The organism is Streptomyces sp. NPDC004721, assembly GCF_053601495.1.
Genome location: NZ_JBSGBZ010000102.1, coordinates 1 through 15813, shown reverse-complemented (window position 1 = coordinate 15813; position 15813 = coordinate 1). Strand labels below are relative to the sequence as shown.

Genomic DNA, 15813 nt, shown 5'->3' with positions numbered 1-15813 from the left:
GCGCACCGGGCCCTTGCCCTCGGCGACCTTGCGTCCGGCGTCGAGGGCGAGCTTGGCGAAGCCCGGGCTTTTGCCCTCGGCTATGTCGTTGAGCAGGCCGGTGGTCTCGCCGAGCTTGTGGCCGAAGCCGACCAGCAGCCGCTGGGCCTGGGCGCCGAGGTAGTCCTGCACCTCGGCCTTGAGCCGGTCGGCGGCCTCGCTGTGGGCGAGGTCGCTCAGCGGGCTCTCCTTCGCCGCGCCGCGCGCCGCGCCGCCGGCCGCGGAGGTCGCGGATCCGAGGACCTCGGTCATCGGTCACCACCACCCTTCGGCCGCCGGGAGCGGGCAGCGCGGGTCGCGCCACCGGCCGCGGCCGTCCTCTTCGCGGCCGTCCCGTCGGCTGCGGTCCTCTTCGCCGCTTCCTTCCGGGCCGGTGCACCCGCCGGCGCCTTCTTGGCGGCCTTCTTCGCGGGAGCCTTCTTCGCCGGCTTCTTCTTCGCCGGGGCGTTCCCGGCCGCTTCCTTCCGGGCCGATCCGCCCCGGTCCCCGGCCTCACTCCGGGTCTCCCTCCCGGCCTCGCGGCCCTCCCGGTCCTCGTACTCGTCCTCGTCCGGGTACGCGTCCTCCCCCTCGGTCTCCTCCTCGGTCTCCTCGTCTCCGCCGGGCTGCGGTGCGACGCCGGCGAGCTCGTCGCGGATCTGCGCGGTCCGCCCGTGCAGCCGGTCGGCGAGCGCGGTCATCTGCCGTTCGGCCATGGCCCCCGAAGCCGCCTTGCCCACGCCCTTCAGGTCCTCGCGCAGCTGGTCGCCGATCTCCTTGAGCTGCGGGTTGCTCATCAGTTGCTGGTTGACCAGCTGCGCGATCCCGCCCGGACCGAGGTTCAGCTTCTTGCCGGCCACCAGGCTGCCCACCGTAAGGGCGAGCTTCGCCTTCTTCGTCCGTCCCAGGAGGTAACCCGCCCCTAGCGCGAGGCCGAGTCCCACTTTGTTCATCGTGCCGTCCCCTCGCCTGTCCCCGTGCCTGTCTCCGTGCCTGAGCGCAGGCCGGTCTCCAGCCGGTCCAGAAGCTCGTCCTCCCTGCGGTCGAACTCCTCGGCGCTGATCTCACCCGCCTCCAACTGCTCTTCCAGTCGCGCCAGTTCGGCCTGCACGGTGGCCGGGTCGTAGTAGATGTGCTCGGCTTCGCGCAGTACCTGCCGGATCGCCCAGGCGCTTCCGCGCGCCGGCGCGAACGGCAGCAGCAGCACTTCGGAGATGAGTCCCATGACGTCACTCCGCTCCTGTGTCGGCTCCGGCCGTGGTGCTCGCGGGTTCGGCGGGGCCGGGTTCGACGAAGCTGTACGGCGGCAGGGGGCCGTTGACGCGTAGTTCGAGGTGGGGCAGGTCCTTGCGGGCCTGTTCGACGGCGGTCACGAACTCCTCGGCCGCCTCGCGGTCGACCAGGAAGGAGGCGTTGACGAGCCAGCCGGTGGAGGGCGGGCCGTCGCTGACCGCGGCGGCGTACGGTTCGAGGGCGTGGACGATCTCGCGGGCGTCGTCGGCCTCGCGGGCCTGCACGGCGGCCGCGACCAGCTCGCCGAGCCGGAGCTTGTCCTGGTAACCGCCGCCGCCGGAGCGCCGGTTGGCCTCGGCCAGGGAGCGGATCTCGGGGTTCTCGGCCATCACGCGGTGCAGCACCGCGTCCTCGACGTGGCTGGCCTTGACGTTGTACTCGACCCTGCCCTCCAGGGCGTGCAGCCGTTCGCGGTAGTGGTCGGCGCGTTCGGTCAGGACGCCGGTGACGGTGTCGTCGTCGGGGGCGACGCTGCCGAACCGCATCGGCAGGACGCAGCCGGCCGTACCGGCCTCGCTGAGCACGGCCTGGTGGGCGAGCAGGTCCCGCCGTTTGGGGCGCAGCCCCTCGGGTGCGTCGCTGACGATCGCGGCGAGTCCACCCGCCTCGAGCACGCGCACCGGCCGGGCCGGCTCCCCCACACCGCCCATGCCCCGTGGCAGGGCCGGGTGGGAGGCGGTGGTGATGGCGTAGACGTACGTGCTCACTCCTGTTCCTCCTTGCGGCGGGCCGGCGGGGCCTTACGGGCCCGCGGCCGCTCCCCGCTCTCGTCCGCGTGCTCCTGACGGGCCTGCTGGAAGGCGTCGGAGACGGTCTGCGCGGCGCCGGACAGCGCGCCCTTGGCTTTGCCGCGTGCGCCGGACTCGGTGACCTCGCCGACCAGGTCGGGCAGGCCCGCGGGCTTGTGCGGGCCGGCTTCCAGGTCGAGCCGGTTGCAGGCCTCGGCGAAGCGCAGGTAGGTGTCGACGCTGGCGACGACGACCCGTACGTCGATCTTCAGGATCTCGATGCCGACCAGGGAGACCCGCACGAACGCGTCGATCACCAGTCCCCGGTCGAGGACGAGTTCCAGTACGTCGTACAGGCCGCTGCTGCCGCCTCCGCCGCCGGACGTCTGTGCCGGGACAACGGTCATGCCAACCGCGCCTCCTTGTCTGTATCTGCTGCGTCTGTGTCTGCTGCGCGTGTACACGTCTTCGGACGTGAGCCGCCCGGGGGCCGGGGCCGGTCTAGTGGCCGCCGGTCCGGCGGGCGTCGGCGCGGCCGCGTTCGTAGCGGCGCAGGAGCCGATAACCGGTGAGCTGACCCCGCGGATCGAGTTCCACCAGGTAGCCCGCCAATCAGGCTCATGGTGTCGGGCACCCGGGCGAGGTTCGAGGACCTCGACCTCACCAGCCGTCCTCCGTCTACTCGAAGGACGTCACGGCCTCGGCCCTCAGACCGGTCAGCTCAGCGAACTGGGCAGGCGCCTCGCGCAGCCCGGCCAGGCCGCCGACGCACCGCTGTCGTCTTGGGTACGTGACTCCTGTGAATTCTGTGGCTCTGGTGAATTATGCGAATATTATGGCCATCTCTTCGTCTCCGGGTGGCCGCAGGCTCCATGGCCAAACCTTCGCGAGTGCGGGCGGCCCTCACGCACTATGCACCTGGGCTGTCGGTCGGCCCTGATCGTTTCCGGGCCGGGGTGGCTGGGCAAAAGGCGGCAAAAGGCGGGTATGGACCACCGCGGACGCCGGGCGGCGGGCCGGATCGCGGCCACGCAGGATCGGTCGGAAACCACTACGCGGTTGTCCTCCCGGGCGTACCCGACGCGTTTGCCCTGCCCGAAGCCGTCGTCACTACAGGGCGACGATGCCTTCGAGCAGGTGGACGGCGGCCTCGGTGTCCCGGGCACCAGGGTTGACCAGGCGTTGGAGACCACCGGCTCCGGCAGCGTGCTCGGTCGCGGTGGAGGGCCTGCAGGGCAAGGGCGAGCAAAGAGCAATCGGCCAGCAGGCAGGCTGCCCAGCTGACGACAGTCTTGTCGACCCAGGTCCGCCACGCGTCGTCGGCGTGCAGGTCACATCCGGTGAGCCAGTCCAACCGGTGGGCTCCGCCGGGTTCGAGTAGGTGGAGCAGCTGCTCGTCAAAACCGGTGGGTAGCGCAGGGCAGTAGGTGACCAAGAGCCAACGGGTGGAGGCGGCTATGACGAATGTCAGATCGGTGGACACGGTGATCGGTCCCTGTGGAGCGTGCTCGCTCTGCCCGGCTGAACGGCCCCGCGAGCTGGTACCGCGGAGCCGCGCTGCCCCCTCGTGGCGGACCAGTACAGGAGGCTACCCAGGGCAGAGTGCATGACCCACGTCACGGCCCAACCCCGGGGCACCGGGGCCGCACCGAACACCTGCGGTCCAGCCCCGGTGCCCATCCCAAGCCGCAGTCCGGCTACGGGGTGTGCGAGGGCCGGTCAGGACTTGCCGCGGCCGGTGACGAAGTCGCGGGCCCGGTCGACCAGGCCGGCGCCCGGTGCGAGGAGCTTGTTCGCGGGCGGAGTGTCCGGGGCAGCCGGATGCGGGCGGGTCGGGGCCATGGCTTTGGCCCGCCGGACCTTCTCCCCGAGATCATCGAGCATCTCGGAGGAACACGCCTGACGCAGCAGCGGGAAGAGGTTGTTCTCCTCATCCTCGACGTGCGCGGAGACCTCCTCCATGAGCTGCTGCAGCAGCGCGCTCATCTGGGGGTCATCGGCGTTGATCCTCTCCAACTGCTTGAGGAGTTCCTCGACACGGCTATGATCCGCGATCTCCTTGTCCGCGATCCGGTCGCCGTCCTCGACATGCTCGCGCACCGTCGGGTACAGGTACTGCTCCTCGGCGACCGAGTGCCGCACCAGCTCGATGGTGACCTCGTCGACGAGATTACGCAGCTCCTGCCCTTGGCCGGTCGTGGATTGGATCCTGCCGAAGATCTCTTCGACCTCCCGGTGGTCGGCCATCAATTCCTCGATCACATTGCCGCCATGGCCCATCGCCCATCCGCCTCTCGCTTGTGCTGTCAGGGCCAGGTCCGTCCCAGCCTGCAGACACTGATCCCCCGTCGGCACACCATGTGGCACCGAGCCCGATACGGCTCACCCGATTGGATGCCAACGTGAACATCACGCAGGCCTTCAGGATGTCCTCCGGGGCTGCTGTACGTCGGACAGGCATCCGGCTTCCCGCTCCGCACTGCACCGGCGGCCAGTGCACCGTCGAAGATGCCGCAGCCGTCAGCCGGGGCGTCTCCCACGGCTGCTCCGTCATCGGCGCAGGCGGGGGCAAGGGATGAGCTCGCCAAGCACCGCCGCGAGCCGGAAGGAACAGCTCGCTCACGCCAGATAGGCAGCCCGGGCGGCCGACACCGTCTGCGCGAGAAGAAGGCTGAACAAGCGGACGCCAACGCGTTGCTGCAGGAGGCAGGCAACCGCCGTGACCAGGCCCGGCAGCAAGCGGCCCCCGCCAAGGAGCAACTGAGGCAGCCCCCAGGAGCTCCGCCGAGCCGACCAAGAACAGCAGGAGCCGAGAAAACGGCGCCGGGCGACCTCTGACGCACTTGCCCGGGGAAGAAGCGCGTGCAGCGTTTGACCGCACGCGCCAGGTAGGTGCCAATCTGGATACGCGTCGCACTGACGTGACCGGCCCGTGCTGCTACTGCGCGCGATAGGCGCCCGGGCGCGCTCTGCGTGAAGGACCGCCACCGTTGTCAGGGCAGCATCCGTACCGGGTGCGGCTGAGGAAGATGAGCAAGCGCGGCTTGATACGCGATTCGTACAGCGAACGAGCGGATGGCACGCAAGGTACGCCCGTGAGCCGATGGGAGCGGGGTGCCGCGCAAAATGGGCCTACATCGCAACCAGCCGGGCATACGGATGGTACTACTCAGACCGGAGGCCCTGATGATTGCCCTCGGAGTCATTCTCCTCATCCTCGGTTTCGTGTTCGGCATCTCCATCCTGTGGACCATTGGGATCGTCCTGTTGGTGATTGGTGCCGTCCTGTGGGTCCTCGGAGCACTTGGACACGCCGTCGCCGGACGACGCCACTACTGGTGATCGCCCGTGGGGTTCCTCACTCCAGGTGAACCACGGCATTCATCGCGATTGGCCGCTCCTCTGGCTTCGTAGCAGGCCAGTTGCTCCCCGCCCGCAATCGCGGCAGCCACGGCCCCGCGTCAACCCCGTTCGGCGGAAGCCCGAGACACGCTATCGGCGGCACCATGCGGACTGGCCTGGATGTGCAGGAGGGAAAAGCATGCGACTGCAGCCCCGGTTTCGCCGCCCCGGCGGACCCTGGCAGGCCAGCGATGGGCTTCTGGCAATCCCGCTCGCGCCATTGCGTGACCGCCGACACCCCTGAACGCGCCAGTTAGAATCTAGGGGCAGTTGAGTGGGAAGGGGGGCCTGGTGGTGGCGGGGAAGCCGTTCCTGGTCGGCAGGCAGGAGTTCGCCGCCCTGTATGGGGTGAAGCCGACGGTGGTCACGCAGTGGGTGGTCCGCGGCGGTCTGGACTACGAGCATGCGGTGATCGTGTCCGGGTCGCCGTACTGGCTGCTGCCGTTCGCGCGGGAATACGGGCAGAGCAGGCCGCGGCCCAAGACGCTGGACGAGCGCGCCCTGCAGCAGGTGGTGGCCTCGCAGCAGCCCGGAGTGTGGGCGCGCAGCAAGGACGAGGTGCCGCCCCTGGTGGGTCTGCAGGAAGTGGTGCAGCTGTTCGGGATGTCCAGTCAGCAGAACCTGTCTGCGGTGGTGCGTCAGGGCCGGTTCGCGCCGGCGGACTACAGGCTGTCTGGGTCGCCGCTGTGGCTGCTGGACACGGTCATCGATGCCGCGCCGGATCTCAGGGCGAAGTCCCGCACTGTGATGTGGGCGATTGTGCCGCAGGTCGAGGCCGCTTTGCGGCAGGGCCGCTACACCGGTCCCGGCTCCACTGTCGTCCCCCGTGGACCGGCCGCATATGCCGTCTGACCTGCGAAAACAGGGTGACACCGAACCAGAATCCCAGTAGAATGAGAGCAGCGGTGCCGACGGGGCGCTGCTGCTTTCGCCTTTGGGGGGAACGATGCACGCTGTGACAGTCGTCGCCCGGTCGCCGACCGCCGGGCGCGGATGTGCGGGCGCTGCGCTGGTTGATCACCTCGCACCCTTCATGAAAGATGTGCCACACCATTCGTTCGGTGTCCGCACTTCGGGGGTGTCGTGCCCATTCACCAGCAGGAGCATCCAGGAGCGGTTCGAGGCGTTCCACGCCCTCAACCCGTGGGTGCTTCGGCACCTGGAGGCACTGGCCGCCGACTGCGTCGCCAAGGGCTTCCGCCGTGTCGGCATCGGGATGCTCTTCAAGCTCCTGCGCTGGCGCTACGGCGAGGCCACCCACGGCGACGCCTTCCGGCTGAACAACAACTTCCGCAGCCGGTACGTGCGGCTCCTGATCGAACGCCACCCCGAGTGGGTGCGGCTGTTCGAGACCAGGGCCCTGCGCGCCGCATGACACCACCGACACCTTGGAGCAGCCCTCATGGGCATCAAGCTGAAAACCCGCAAACCGACCGGCATCGTGCCCTGGCCCCTCATCCTCATCGAAGGAGACGAGGGCGCCGGAAAGACCTTCAGCGCCGCCGAGTTCTCCGCCTCCGACCTGATCGGCCAGATGTACTGGATCGACCTGGCGGAGGGCAGCGCCGATGAGTACGCGGCGATCCCCGGCGCCGACTACCTGATCATCGAGCACGACGGCACCTACCGGGACATCCTGGAGCAGATCCGCGCCGTCCACACCGAGGCCCGCCGCGCGGCCCTCGCCGGCGAAGCACCGGTGGTGCTGTCCATCGACTCCGGGACCGCGCTGTGGCGGATGCTCAAGACCTGGACCAACGAGCGGGCCCGGCGCGGCAAGAGCAACGCGCAGCGGCTGCAGGACGACCCGGACTCCGCGATCGAAGTCGGCATGAACCTGTGGAACGACGCCACCGAGCGGTGGGTCGACGTCATCCACCTCCTGCAGACGTTCCCCGGCATCGCCATCATCACCGCACGCGGCAAGCAGATCACCGCCATCGACGACAACGGCAGGCCCGTCACCGACAACCGCGGCCGCGTCCTGCGCGAGTGGAAGGTCCAGGCGCAGAAGGACCTGGCGTTCGACTGCTCGGTGTGGGTGCGGATGCGCCGGGGCCGCGCTCCGCAGGTCATCAAGGCCCGCTCGCTGCAGCTGCGCGTCGAGGACGGCAAGCCGCTGACCCTGCCGGACTTCACCATCGAGGACCTGGTCTTCAACCGGCTCGGCTGCTCGACGGATTCGCAGCCCCGCCAGATGCCCGCCCTGGTCGGCGACCGCGTGCAGGGCTGGCTGGACGACCACCAGGTGGAGGACCTGCGGGACGTCGAGAAGCTCCGCGAGCTGTGGTGGGAGGCGGCCGAGGACGACACCGGCCTGACCCGTGCCGAGATCGTCTCCATCCGCGCCGCGATCGAGCGGAAGGTCACCGAGCTGGAGAACCCGCCCACCGACATGGGTCAGGGCCCGGCCACCGACGCCGACAAGCTGCGGGCCGCCGTCGAGCGCAGGGCCGAGGAGGAGGGCGACGAGCCCGCCGGCGAGCCCGACCCGGACCGGCGGCCCGTCCGCAAGGAGCCCGCCAAGCGCACCGCCAAGTGCACCGCCAAGCGGACCACCACCAAGCGCGCCGCCACCCGTAGCTGACCCGACCCCTGGCGGGCCAGGCCCCTACCGGCCCGGCCCGCCCCCCATTCCTTTGGAGCAGATGATGACCGCTCAGCCTGTGGAAACCTCTGTGGACGCGGTGCCGTCCCTGTGGGTGGCCGCGCACGACGTCGACGCCAGACGGCCGCGTTCCCTGCAGCGCCAGCTCGGCGCGTCGGACACGGTGTGCGAGCGCCGCGCCGCCTACATCCTCGCGGAGACCGCACCGACCGACGAGACCGACAAGCGGGCCGCGATCCTCGGCACGTACATCCACGAGGGCCTGCTCGGCGCCGCGCGCAGCGAGTACGGCTGGCTGGTGGAGCGTGCCGTCGCCGACGACACGATCAAGGGCCACATCGACGCCGTCCAGCTCGACGAGGAGACTTCGGCCCGTGTGCCCGCCCGGCACCGGCCCAAGGTTCCGGCCGCCGGCGGGGTGACAGTGGAGGACGTCAAGACCAAGACGACGTTCCTGTGGGACAAGGTGCGCCGCTACGGGGCCAGCGAGGCCGAGCTGCGCCAGGTGTACCTGTACGCCGACCTGCTGCGCACGACGGGCTTCCAGAACGTGCGCGGCCAGCGGTACCTGGCCAAGCTGGGCCCGCTGGAAGTGGCCCGGATCCGCTTCCGGTTCGTCAACCGCGACAACGGCGAAGAGCACATCCAGGAGTTCCCGTTCGACCCGATGGAGGCCACCCGCGCCCGCTGGTGGGTGCAGCGCGTCCGCGAGCTGAACAGTCCGGAGGAGGCGCGGCGCGACTTCGACGGGCCCGGCCTGGACGCCATCTGCGACCACTGCCCGTTCATGACGGCCTGCTGGGGCCTGCCTGAGCGGCCCGGCACCCCGGTGCAGACGGTCCTCATTCACGACGACGCCGACCGCGCCCGGACCCTCGCCGACTACGTGCGCGGTCACGAGCTGGAGACCGAGGGCAAGAGGATCAAGGCGCTCGCCCGCAAGAAGATCGCCAACTCCGAGGCCGGCGTGTACGGCCGCAACGAGCTGGCGTGGGGCGGGGAGAACCCCAAGTGGGACCTCGACGTGGAGGCGATGGTCGACCTGCACGACGAGGCGGACATCCCGGTGCCGATGGTGCCCGACGAGAAGCGGATGGTGGACAACCTCAAGGCGGCGGGCCTGGCCGTCCCTGAGCGGAAGACCTCCGACACCACGCCCCGGACCATCATCGTGCGGCCCTTCAAGGCCTGATCGGACTGCCGCCGCCCGCCCCCTGGCCGGGGCGGGCGGCGGTGCCCGTGGAGGGAAAACCCGTTGTCCATACACCTGATGGTCGTCGCAGCGTACCTGCCCGGTGACGTGGTGAACCAGACTCAGAAGCTGGCCCTGATGAAGATCTGCGACTCGGCCGACGACGAGACGCGCCTGTCCAAGCCGGGCATCCGCAGGCTGCGGGCGTGGGTCGGCGTCACCGAGAAGCGGTGCATGACCATCGTTACCGAGCTGGTCGCCAAGGGCCTCATCGAGCGCGTGGAGGTCGGCAAGCAGAGCCGCAGGGCCGTCTACCGGGTCTTCCCGATGGGCGTGCCCCCGACCCCGTCCAACGACGATCTGGACGCCCGCTTCAAGGAGGCTGACGCCGCACCGAAGAACCCGCGGTTGGACCGCTCGTATGCCGCTCGTGCCGCACCGTCCAAGCCCGCGATGACGCACGCGGACATCGACGTGCGTGCGCTGGCCGCCGGCGAGGGCGTGAGGGAGGCAGGGTTTCCCCAGGGAAACCCTGACGACGACGAGGGCAGGGTTTCCCCAGGGAAACCCAGTGGGTTTCGCCAGGGAAACCCTAAGGGTTTCCCCAGGGAAACCCCTTCTCTTCCTTCTTCTTCCTCTCTCCTTCCTTCCCCCCCTACCCCCACGGCTGACGCCGTAGGGGAGCCCGGCCGTGGCTGCTCCAGGCACCCTGTCCCTGCTGCGAGTTGCCGTGCCTGCGGCACGAACCCGCGGGCCGCTCGCGCGGCTGCCGAGAAGGATCGGGCGGAGGCCGACCGGCACGCGCAGCAGGACTGGCTGCGCGGCTACCAGGAGGACCTGGCGCGGGCGCGGCGGGTCGCGCAGGAGCGGCCGGAGGATGTGGAGGCGGCTCGACTGGCGGCCCGTCAGGCGGCCCGACAGGGCCGTGAGAAGGCCCGTGAGGCGGGAGGAGGCGACGGCCCGGCCGGCGGCCCGCCAGACGGCTCGTGAGGGGCCGTGAGGAGGCGCGTGAGGGGCCGGGGCCGCACGAAAAAAATCTTGAAAATTCTTGACCCCTAGCTGAGCAACACTAGAATCAGAGGAGCAGCGGGAGGGGAAAGCCCCCCGGAACGGACCTCTTGGAGAACGCATGAGTGAGCAGCAGACGCACTCCATTCACTACGACGGATGGGAACTGAGGGTGCGCCACGAGGGCGACACGGCGGTCGCCGAGCTCTGGACCTTCGGCGCCAACATCAGTGAGACGACGCTCACCGGAACCGGTGAGGTCACCGTCACCTCCGAGTTCAAGCCGCACGCTCGCGGTGAGCAGCGCACGGAGTGCTCCCCGAACTGCCGGTGCGGCTGGACGCTGACGTCGCGCCACGGGGACGACACGGTGATCGTCGAGGTCTGGGCCTCCGGCGCCAAGCTCAGCGAGACGACGCTGGACACCACCGAGGGTGAGATCACCGTCGCCTCCGGGTTCTGATCACGCTGCGGGCGGCGGACGACCCCGCCGCCCGCAGCATGTGCCACACCAATCGACCGATTCACATCTCTTGGAGACGACATGAGCAACCCGATCACCACACCGGCCGTCCACCGCTTCGACAGCACCTGGGAGGCGTACAACGCGTCCCAGTGCCGCGACGACATCCGAGACGGCGACGTCCTGGTCGTGGAGCCCGAAGGGGTCGTCGGCTTCCTCGACGCCGCCTGGCCGGCCGCCATCACCAAGGCGCACGGCCAGTTCCACGGCCTGATCTCGACCCGCGAGGACCTCGCGGCCAGCGCCGCGCTCGCCGAGCAGATCGCCACCGAGCTCGGCTTCCCGCTGGACTCCAAGCCGACTCACTCGGCCTGACCCCGGATGCCCGCAGCCAGCCGACGCGAGAGCGTCGTCTGCACCTGGTGCCAGCACCCCATGCCGGTCCGCAAGATCCGGTACTGGGACGGCAAGCCCCAGTGCGTCGACGTGATCCGCTGCACGGACCGCATCCCCCGCAAGACCGACTGACCCGCACGCACGAACGGGCGGCCGAATCCCCGGCCGGCCGTTTCCGGATGTGCCACAACTCTGTACTGTGGCGCCACAGCTCTTGGAGATCACGTTGAACCTCGCACCCATGCCTGACCACCGCCGCGTCGACCGCCCCGAGTGGCAGGCCCTGTGGCGGCAGTACGAGCCCGTCACCACGCCGCTGCGCGCGGCCGGTCTCGTCTGCGACGTCGAGACCTGCGGCGGACAGACCGTCATCTACGCCAACCTGCCCGACGGCAGCCACCTGGCCATCGGCTGCGGCAACGACTGCCTGCCCGACCGCCTGCAGGACGTCACCGGCTGGATCATCACCCGCGGCCACGACGACAACCCGAACTACGACGGCCTGGCCTACGACTCCACCGAGGGCAGCGAGCACGCCCCGCACGGCGCCGACATCGTCTCGATGCTCGCCGCGGTCGCCCTGTACCTGGGCACGCTGCCCGACCCGGACATCCGCACGGCCGGGGAGCGGCTCGGCAAGGCCCTGCTGGCCTCCGCCCAGCGGTTCGCCGTCAGCTTCACCGGCGTCGACGCTCAGCACGCCGCAAAGTCCGGCGGCCTGTCCGGCCCCTTCGACAGCCAGGCGGAGGCGGTCAAGGAGTACGGCTGGCAGACCCACCTCCTTCAGGAGGGCGGCTGGGACCTGGTCCACGAACAGGGCAGCGACGAGTGGCCGCTGACGGTCTGGCGGCGCGCTGGCGCCGTGCAGGTCGTCTTCGTCTCCCGCCTGCCCCTCGTCTGACCACCCTCGCCCCCATCCGGGCGGCCCCGCACACGCGTGCGGGGCCGCCCGGCCACCTCTTGGAGAACGCCTTGCTTGCAACCCTTCCCCGCGACATCGACCTCACGTTCAACGACCTGCTCGCCGGGGCCGGCGGCTCCTCCTCCGGCCTGGTGGAGGGCGGATGGCGCGGCAAACTCGCCATGAACCACTGGCAGACCGCGATGGACTCCCACGCCGCCAACCACCCCACCATCGAGCACCTGACCGCCGACGTCACCGGCTACCCGATGCGATTCCTGCCCAAAGCACTCCTTTTGTGGGCAAGCATAATTTGCACCGAAGTGTCCCCGGCCGGTGGCCGCGTTCACCCCACTGATCAGCTCGACCTGTTCCAGGTCCTCGACAGCCTTGACGGCGACGAGGCCGAGGAGTGGAAGGCGCTGACCCCGGAGGCCTTCGAGCGGACCCGGGCCACCGCCTGGTGCGTGGTGCGCGCGTGCGAAGCCAAGCGGTTCCCGTACGTCGTCATCGAGAACGTCGTCGAGTTCGCCCAGTGCTGGGTCCTGTTCAAGACCTGGGTCAAGGCCATGACCGAACTGGGCTACGAGCAGCCGCAGATCCTGTGCGCCACCTCCGCGCACGTCGGCGACGACGACAACCTGCGCGCCCCGCAGTGGCGGGACCGCATCTACCTCGTCTTCCGCCTCAAGGGCATGCCCAAGCCGGACCTGGAGCCGCGCCCGCTGGCGTTCTGCTTCGAGTGCGGCAAGGACGTCGCCGCGAAGAAGGCGTGGTTCGACCCGCGGGTCCGCATCGGCAAGTACCTGCGCGACTACAACTACCGCTGTCCCAACCGGCGCTGCTCCCACGCCGAGGTCGAGCCGTACGTGCGCCCGGCCGCCTCCGTCATCAACTGGGACGACCTCGGCCAGCGCATCGGCGACCGCAAGAAGCCGCTGGCCGACACGACCATGGACCGCATTCGCGCGGGCTTGGCCAAGTTCCCCCACACCCCGTCCTCGATCACCCTCAACCACGGCAAGGACGGCACCGACCGCGCCTACGCGGTCGCCGAGCGGCCGTTCTCGACTCGCACCATCAAGCAGGGCGACGCGCTGCTCGTGCCGACCGGCGGCAGCTGGAACACCGCGGCGAGCGACGTCGCCGACCCGTTTCGTACCCGGCTGACTCGCGAGAGCGAGGCCTTGGTCACGGTCGACCCCGAACCGTTCGTGATCACCTACCGGCAGAACGCACAGCCGGCGCTGGCCACCGATCCGGTCACCGCCGTCACCGCGCAGGGCAACCATCACGGCCTGGTCGTCCCCGGCGGCCCGGTCCCGGCCGAGCTGCGCAACACGCTGGTCATCCCCTACCGCAAGGCGGCCGTGAAGACGGCCGGGGAGCCCGTGCACACGCTGTCGACCCGCGACTCGGCCGGACTGCTCCAGTCCGCGCCCGCTGTGGAGGACTGCTTCTTCCGGATGCTCAAGCCGCGCGAGCAGCTGGAAGCGCAGCGGTTCCTCCGCCGCTACCGCCTCTTCGGCACCCAGGCCGAGCAGACCATGCAGGCCGGTAACGCGGTGAGCGTCAACGTGGCCCGGCACATCGGCGAGCGCATCAAGGCCTGCCTGTGACCGCTGACTGGCTGCTTCGCGCACCGTGCCGCGGCCTGGACGGCTTCACGCCCAGCGAGGACGACTGGGAAACCGCAGGCGACCTCAAACGGCTGTGCGGGCCGCAGCTCCCCACGTGCGGGCCATGCCCGTTCCGCGCCGTGTGCATCGCCACCGTCAAGCCCGCTCAGGCCCTCTTCGACGGCATCGCCGGCGGGCGCCTGTGGTGCAACGGCACGGCCATCGCCGCCCTCGACGACGTGTTCGAGGACGAGTTGACCGAGCCGAAGCTACGCGCCTCCTGCGGCACGGAGGCCGGAGCCAAGGACCACCGCCGCCACGGCGAACGCGTCTGCCCGTCCTGCGCCCAGGCGGAACGCGAGATGTCCGCGCGCCGCAAAGCGGCGAGAGCCAAGCAGCCCCAACAGCTCCAGCTCGACTTCACCACGACCTGACCGACCGCCCCGCCCGCCAAGGGCGGGGCACCGGCACCCCGATTGGAGAGACCATGCCCCACCCCAGCACACCGCGCCCGCTGCGCCAGAGCCTGCAGCCGATGATCGCCGGCGCGATCCTGGCCAGCCTCCACCCCGGCCTGACCGCCCACAGCATCGAGATCGACCACCTCGGCGTCGCCACCGGCAACGACCCGCTCGGCCTGCGCGTCTTCCTGTACCACCCGGGAGACGACGTCTTCGACCAGTGGGCCAAAGCCATCGACGCCACCGACTTCGGGGAGCCCCGGCCCACCAGCCGACCCGGCGAGATGTGCCACACCATTACCGGCCGCGTGGGTCACACCCTCGTCGAGGTCACCTGCGTGAGCCTGCGCGGCGAGTGGGTGTGGCGCACCAACACCTCAGAGGACGTCCACAAGCGGGACTACAGCAAGGACATGGCGGCCGTCTGCGGCGCCCTGATCGTCGGCGTCGCCGACCGCGCCCGCTGGACACGGCCCAACCTGCGCTGCGCGGGCTGCGCGAACCCTGAGCACGCCCCGGCGGTCGTGCGGTGATCCGCACCAAGGGCCGCGCCTGCACCGGCAAGCGCCGCCACGACACCCGCGAGGACGCCGAGGACCACCGCCAGCGGCTCATCGCCAAAGGCGCCGTCCGCATAGCCGCCTACCAGTGCCGCAACCGCGACTGCCGCGGCTGGCACGTCGGCCACCTGCCCAAGCCCCGCACCTGAGCGACCACACCTCTTGGAGAGAGACGTGAACCACATCACCGCCCTCGGCACCCGCCTCGGCGAGCGCGCCGCAGGCTCCTGGCAGGAAGAGGCCGCCCTGTGGCTGCTGGGCACGCACGGCCACTGGCTGCCCCAGCTGCAGCACGCCCGCCTGATCGTCGACGACGGCAGCGGCCAGTCCCGCGTCGCCTGGCGGCACGTCGCCTCCGCCTGCCTGACCGCAGACGACGGCCCGCTCATCGGAAGCAGCTCGCAGTGGCAGGTCCTGCGCCTGGCCTGCCTCCTGACCGGGCGCCACGCCTTGTCCCTGGCCAACCTCGCCGCGCTGGAGGAGCCCGACAAGCGGCTCGCCCTGCACGCGATGGCGTGGGCGGCCGGCGGCCGCGCATGGGCCCACAGCCTCGCCCTGCTCGCCTGACCCTCACCCCCCGATCCGGGCCGCGCCCGCGGTGACCTCACCCTGCGGGCGCGGCCCCCACCACCCACCTACTGCAAGGAGCAACCATCGTGGACACCGCCCGCCGAGCCGAGCTGGCCATGGACGTCCTGCACCACGCCATCGGCGGCGACGCCGACGAAGCCATGCGGCTGATGGGCGAGATCGCCTCCAACAGCACCGGCCAGGAGATGTTCGGCGTGTGCTGCGGCTTCGCCAACGCCGCCGAGCAGGTGCTCGTCCAACTGTTCGGCCAGCCCACCCAGGAGGGCCTGTGGGTGCTGGCCGCACCCGACCCGGACGGCGGCCCCGTCGACCCGGCGCACACCTTCGCCCTGCGGTTCGTCACCGCCTGGTGCAACGGCGACGTGCCGACCTGCCAGGCCCTCTACATCGCGGCCGTCCGCGCCAGCGGCAAGGAGTACGGGCACTCCGTGTCCGCGCTCATCGGCCTCACCGTCCACCTGACCCGCGCCGCCGCCGAGGAGCTGGCCGCCAGCCGCGAGAAGCCCGCCCCGCACCCCCAGTAGCCCTCCGATCCGGGCCGCGCCCGCGGTGACCTCATCCCGCGGGCGCGGC

General features: G+C 70.3%; 22 protein-coding genes and 2 pseudogenes. 16 read left to right on the top strand and 8 right to left on the bottom strand.

The features are described from left to right. From ACWEK3_RS40610 to ACWEK3_RS40575, 8 genes and pseudogenes are all read right to left on the bottom strand, one after another. A pseudogene (locus tag ACWEK3_RS40610) lies at positions 1 to 291 on the bottom strand (SRPBCC family protein); the annotation flags it as partial. Then, entirely contained in the window at positions 288 to 971 is a 684-nt protein-coding gene (locus ACWEK3_RS40605) for a DNA primase (protein ID WP_453252081.1), read from the bottom strand. The pseudogene ACWEK3_RS40610 and the gene ACWEK3_RS40605, both read right to left, overlap by 4 nt. Then, positions 968 to 1243: a gas vesicle protein GvpG gene (locus ACWEK3_RS40600; protein ID WP_453252080.1), complete on the bottom strand. Its 276-nt coding sequence runs from the start codon at positions 1241 to 1243 to the stop codon at positions 968 to 970. The genes ACWEK3_RS40605 and ACWEK3_RS40600 overlap by 4 nt, the downstream gene beginning before the upstream one ends. Before the next feature lie 4 nt (positions 1244 to 1247). Then, positions 1248 to 2018 (bottom strand): GvpL/GvpF family gas vesicle protein, encoded by a 771-nt coding sequence (locus tag ACWEK3_RS40595; protein WP_453252079.1) that lies wholly within the window; start codon positions 2016 to 2018, stop codon positions 1248 to 1250. After that, on the bottom strand, positions 2015 to 2446 hold the full coding sequence (locus ACWEK3_RS40590) for a gas vesicle structural protein GvpA (protein ID WP_390724698.1): 432 nt from the start codon (positions 2444 to 2446) through the stop codon (positions 2015 to 2017). The genes ACWEK3_RS40595 and ACWEK3_RS40590 overlap by 4 nt, the downstream gene beginning before the upstream one ends. A 94-nt stretch (positions 2447 to 2540) precedes the next feature. Then, positions 2541 to 2798, bottom strand: a pseudogene (locus ACWEK3_RS40585) (gas vesicle protein GvpO). A gap of 351 nt (positions 2799 to 3149) precedes the next feature. After that, positions 3150 to 3278, bottom strand: a complete 129-nt coding sequence (locus ACWEK3_RS40580) for a hypothetical protein (protein ID WP_453252078.1) — start codon at positions 3276 to 3278, stop codon at positions 3150 to 3152. 480 nt (positions 3279 to 3758) lie between these two features. Then, positions 3759 to 4319 (bottom strand): hemerythrin domain-containing protein, encoded by a 561-nt coding sequence (locus ACWEK3_RS40575; RefSeq protein WP_453252077.1) that lies wholly within the window; start codon positions 4317 to 4319, stop codon positions 3759 to 3761. Between the two features lie 906 nt (positions 4320 to 5225). Here ACWEK3_RS40575 and ACWEK3_RS40570 point away from each other — a divergent pair. The 16 genes from ACWEK3_RS40570 (at position 5226) to ACWEK3_RS40495 (ending at position 15764) form a co-directional block, all read left to right on the top strand. Continuing rightward, on the top strand, positions 5226 to 5381 hold the full coding sequence (locus tag ACWEK3_RS40570; RefSeq protein WP_382623343.1) for a DUF6131 family protein: 156 nt from the start codon (positions 5226 to 5228) through the stop codon (positions 5379 to 5381). A 351-nt stretch (positions 5382 to 5732) separates the two neighbouring features. Further along, positions 5733 to 6293, top strand: a complete 561-nt coding sequence (locus ACWEK3_RS40565) for a hypothetical protein (RefSeq protein ID WP_453252076.1) — start codon at positions 5733 to 5735, stop codon at positions 6291 to 6293. A gap of 226 nt (positions 6294 to 6519) precedes the next feature. Continuing rightward, entirely contained in the window at positions 6520 to 6816 is a 297-nt protein-coding gene (locus tag ACWEK3_RS40560; RefSeq protein ID WP_453252075.1) for a hypothetical protein, read from the top strand. Between the two features lie 27 nt (positions 6817 to 6843). Continuing rightward, the gene (locus tag ACWEK3_RS40555; protein ID WP_453252074.1) at positions 6844 to 8028 is read left to right on the top strand and encodes an AAA family ATPase; all 1185 of its coding nucleotides are present in this window, start codon (positions 6844 to 6846) and stop codon (positions 8026 to 8028) included. Positions 8029 to 8092: 64 nt separating this feature from the next. Further along, positions 8093 to 9241, top strand: a complete 1149-nt coding sequence (locus tag ACWEK3_RS40550; RefSeq protein ID WP_453252073.1) for a PD-(D/E)XK nuclease family protein — start codon at positions 8093 to 8095, stop codon at positions 9239 to 9241. A gap of 63 nt (positions 9242 to 9304) precedes the next feature. After that, a complete protein-coding gene (locus tag ACWEK3_RS40545) occupies positions 9305 to 10231 on the top strand; it encodes a hypothetical protein (RefSeq protein WP_453252072.1) in 927 nt (308 codons plus the stop codon). A 139-nt stretch (positions 10232 to 10370) separates the two neighbouring features. After that, a complete protein-coding gene (locus ACWEK3_RS40540; RefSeq protein ID WP_453252071.1) occupies positions 10371 to 10712 on the top strand; it encodes a hypothetical protein in 342 nt (113 codons plus the stop codon). An 81-nt stretch (positions 10713 to 10793) separates the two neighbouring features. Next, on the top strand, positions 10794 to 11087 hold the full coding sequence (locus tag ACWEK3_RS40535) for a hypothetical protein (RefSeq protein WP_453252070.1): 294 nt from the start codon (positions 10794 to 10796) through the stop codon (positions 11085 to 11087). Between the two features lie 6 nt (positions 11088 to 11093). Next, positions 11094 to 11240, top strand: a complete 147-nt coding sequence (locus ACWEK3_RS40530) for a hypothetical protein (protein ID WP_453252069.1) — start codon at positions 11094 to 11096, stop codon at positions 11238 to 11240. Between the two features lie 109 nt (positions 11241 to 11349). Then, the gene (locus ACWEK3_RS40525) at positions 11350 to 12009 is read left to right on the top strand and encodes a hypothetical protein (RefSeq protein WP_453252068.1); all 660 of its coding nucleotides are present in this window, start codon (positions 11350 to 11352) and stop codon (positions 12007 to 12009) included. 71 nt (positions 12010 to 12080) lie between these two features. After that, a complete protein-coding gene (locus ACWEK3_RS40520) occupies positions 12081 to 13628 on the top strand; it encodes a DNA cytosine methyltransferase (protein WP_453252067.1) in 1548 nt (515 codons plus the stop codon). Next, complete coding sequence (locus ACWEK3_RS40515) at positions 13625 to 14062, top strand: hypothetical protein (RefSeq protein WP_382623321.1); 438 nt, start codon at positions 13625 to 13627, stop codon at positions 14060 to 14062. Before ACWEK3_RS40520 ends, ACWEK3_RS40515 begins: the two co-directional genes overlap by 4 nt. 53 nt (positions 14063 to 14115) lie before the next feature. Further along, positions 14116 to 14622, top strand: coding sequence for a hypothetical protein (locus ACWEK3_RS40510; protein WP_453252066.1), 507 nt, complete (start codon positions 14116 to 14118; stop codon positions 14620 to 14622). Then, positions 14619 to 14798, top strand: coding sequence for a hypothetical protein (locus ACWEK3_RS40505; RefSeq protein WP_453252065.1), 180 nt, complete (start codon positions 14619 to 14621; stop codon positions 14796 to 14798). Before ACWEK3_RS40510 ends, ACWEK3_RS40505 begins: the two co-directional genes overlap by 4 nt. 25 nt (positions 14799 to 14823) lie before the next feature. Beyond that, positions 14824 to 15216 (top strand): hypothetical protein, encoded by a 393-nt coding sequence (locus tag ACWEK3_RS40500; protein ID WP_453252064.1) that lies wholly within the window; start codon positions 14824 to 14826, stop codon positions 15214 to 15216. Positions 15217 to 15305: 89 nt separating this feature from the next. After that, on the top strand, positions 15306 to 15764 hold the full coding sequence (locus ACWEK3_RS40495) for a hypothetical protein (protein ID WP_453252063.1): 459 nt from the start codon (positions 15306 to 15308) through the stop codon (positions 15762 to 15764). Positions 15765 to 15813 lie beyond the last annotated feature (49 nt).

Excerpts from the sequence above, each read along its gene's own strand:
- ACWEK3_RS40590 (WP_390724698.1), bottom strand. The coding sequence starts at position 2,446 with ATGACCGTTGTCCCGGCACAGACGTCCGGCGGCGGAGGCGGCAGCAGC.
- ACWEK3_RS40550 (WP_453252073.1), top strand. The coding sequence starts at position 8,093 with ATGACCGCTCAGCCTGTGGAAACCTCTGTGGACGCGGTGCCGTCCCTG.
- ACWEK3_RS40540 (WP_453252071.1), top strand. The coding sequence starts at position 10,371 with ATGAGTGAGCAGCAGACGCACTCCATTCACTACGACGGATGGGAACTG.
- ACWEK3_RS40535 (WP_453252070.1), top strand. The coding sequence starts at position 10,794 with ATGAGCAACCCGATCACCACACCGGCCGTCCACCGCTTCGACAGCACC.
- ACWEK3_RS40555 (WP_453252074.1), top strand. The coding sequence starts at position 6,844 with ATGGGCATCAAGCTGAAAACCCGCAAACCGACCGGCATCGTGCCCTGG.
- ACWEK3_RS40605 (WP_453252081.1), bottom strand. The coding sequence starts at position 971 with ATGAACAAAGTGGGACTCGGCCTCGCGCTAGGGGCGGGTTACCTCCTG.
- ACWEK3_RS40600 (WP_453252080.1), bottom strand. The coding sequence starts at position 1,243 with ATGGGACTCATCTCCGAAGTGCTGCTGCTGCCGTTCGCGCCGGCGCGC.
- ACWEK3_RS40510 (WP_453252066.1), top strand. The coding sequence starts at position 14,116 with ATGCCCCACCCCAGCACACCGCGCCCGCTGCGCCAGAGCCTGCAGCCG.
- ACWEK3_RS40525 (WP_453252068.1), top strand. The coding sequence starts at position 11,350 with ATGCCTGACCACCGCCGCGTCGACCGCCCCGAGTGGCAGGCCCTGTGG.
- ACWEK3_RS40570 (WP_382623343.1), top strand. The coding sequence starts at position 5,226 with ATGATTGCCCTCGGAGTCATTCTCCTCATCCTCGGTTTCGTGTTCGGC.
- ACWEK3_RS40575 (WP_453252077.1), bottom strand. The coding sequence starts at position 4,319 with ATGGGCCATGGCGGCAATGTGATCGAGGAATTGATGGCCGACCACCGG.
- ACWEK3_RS40530 (WP_453252069.1), top strand. The coding sequence starts at position 11,094 with ATGCCCGCAGCCAGCCGACGCGAGAGCGTCGTCTGCACCTGGTGCCAG.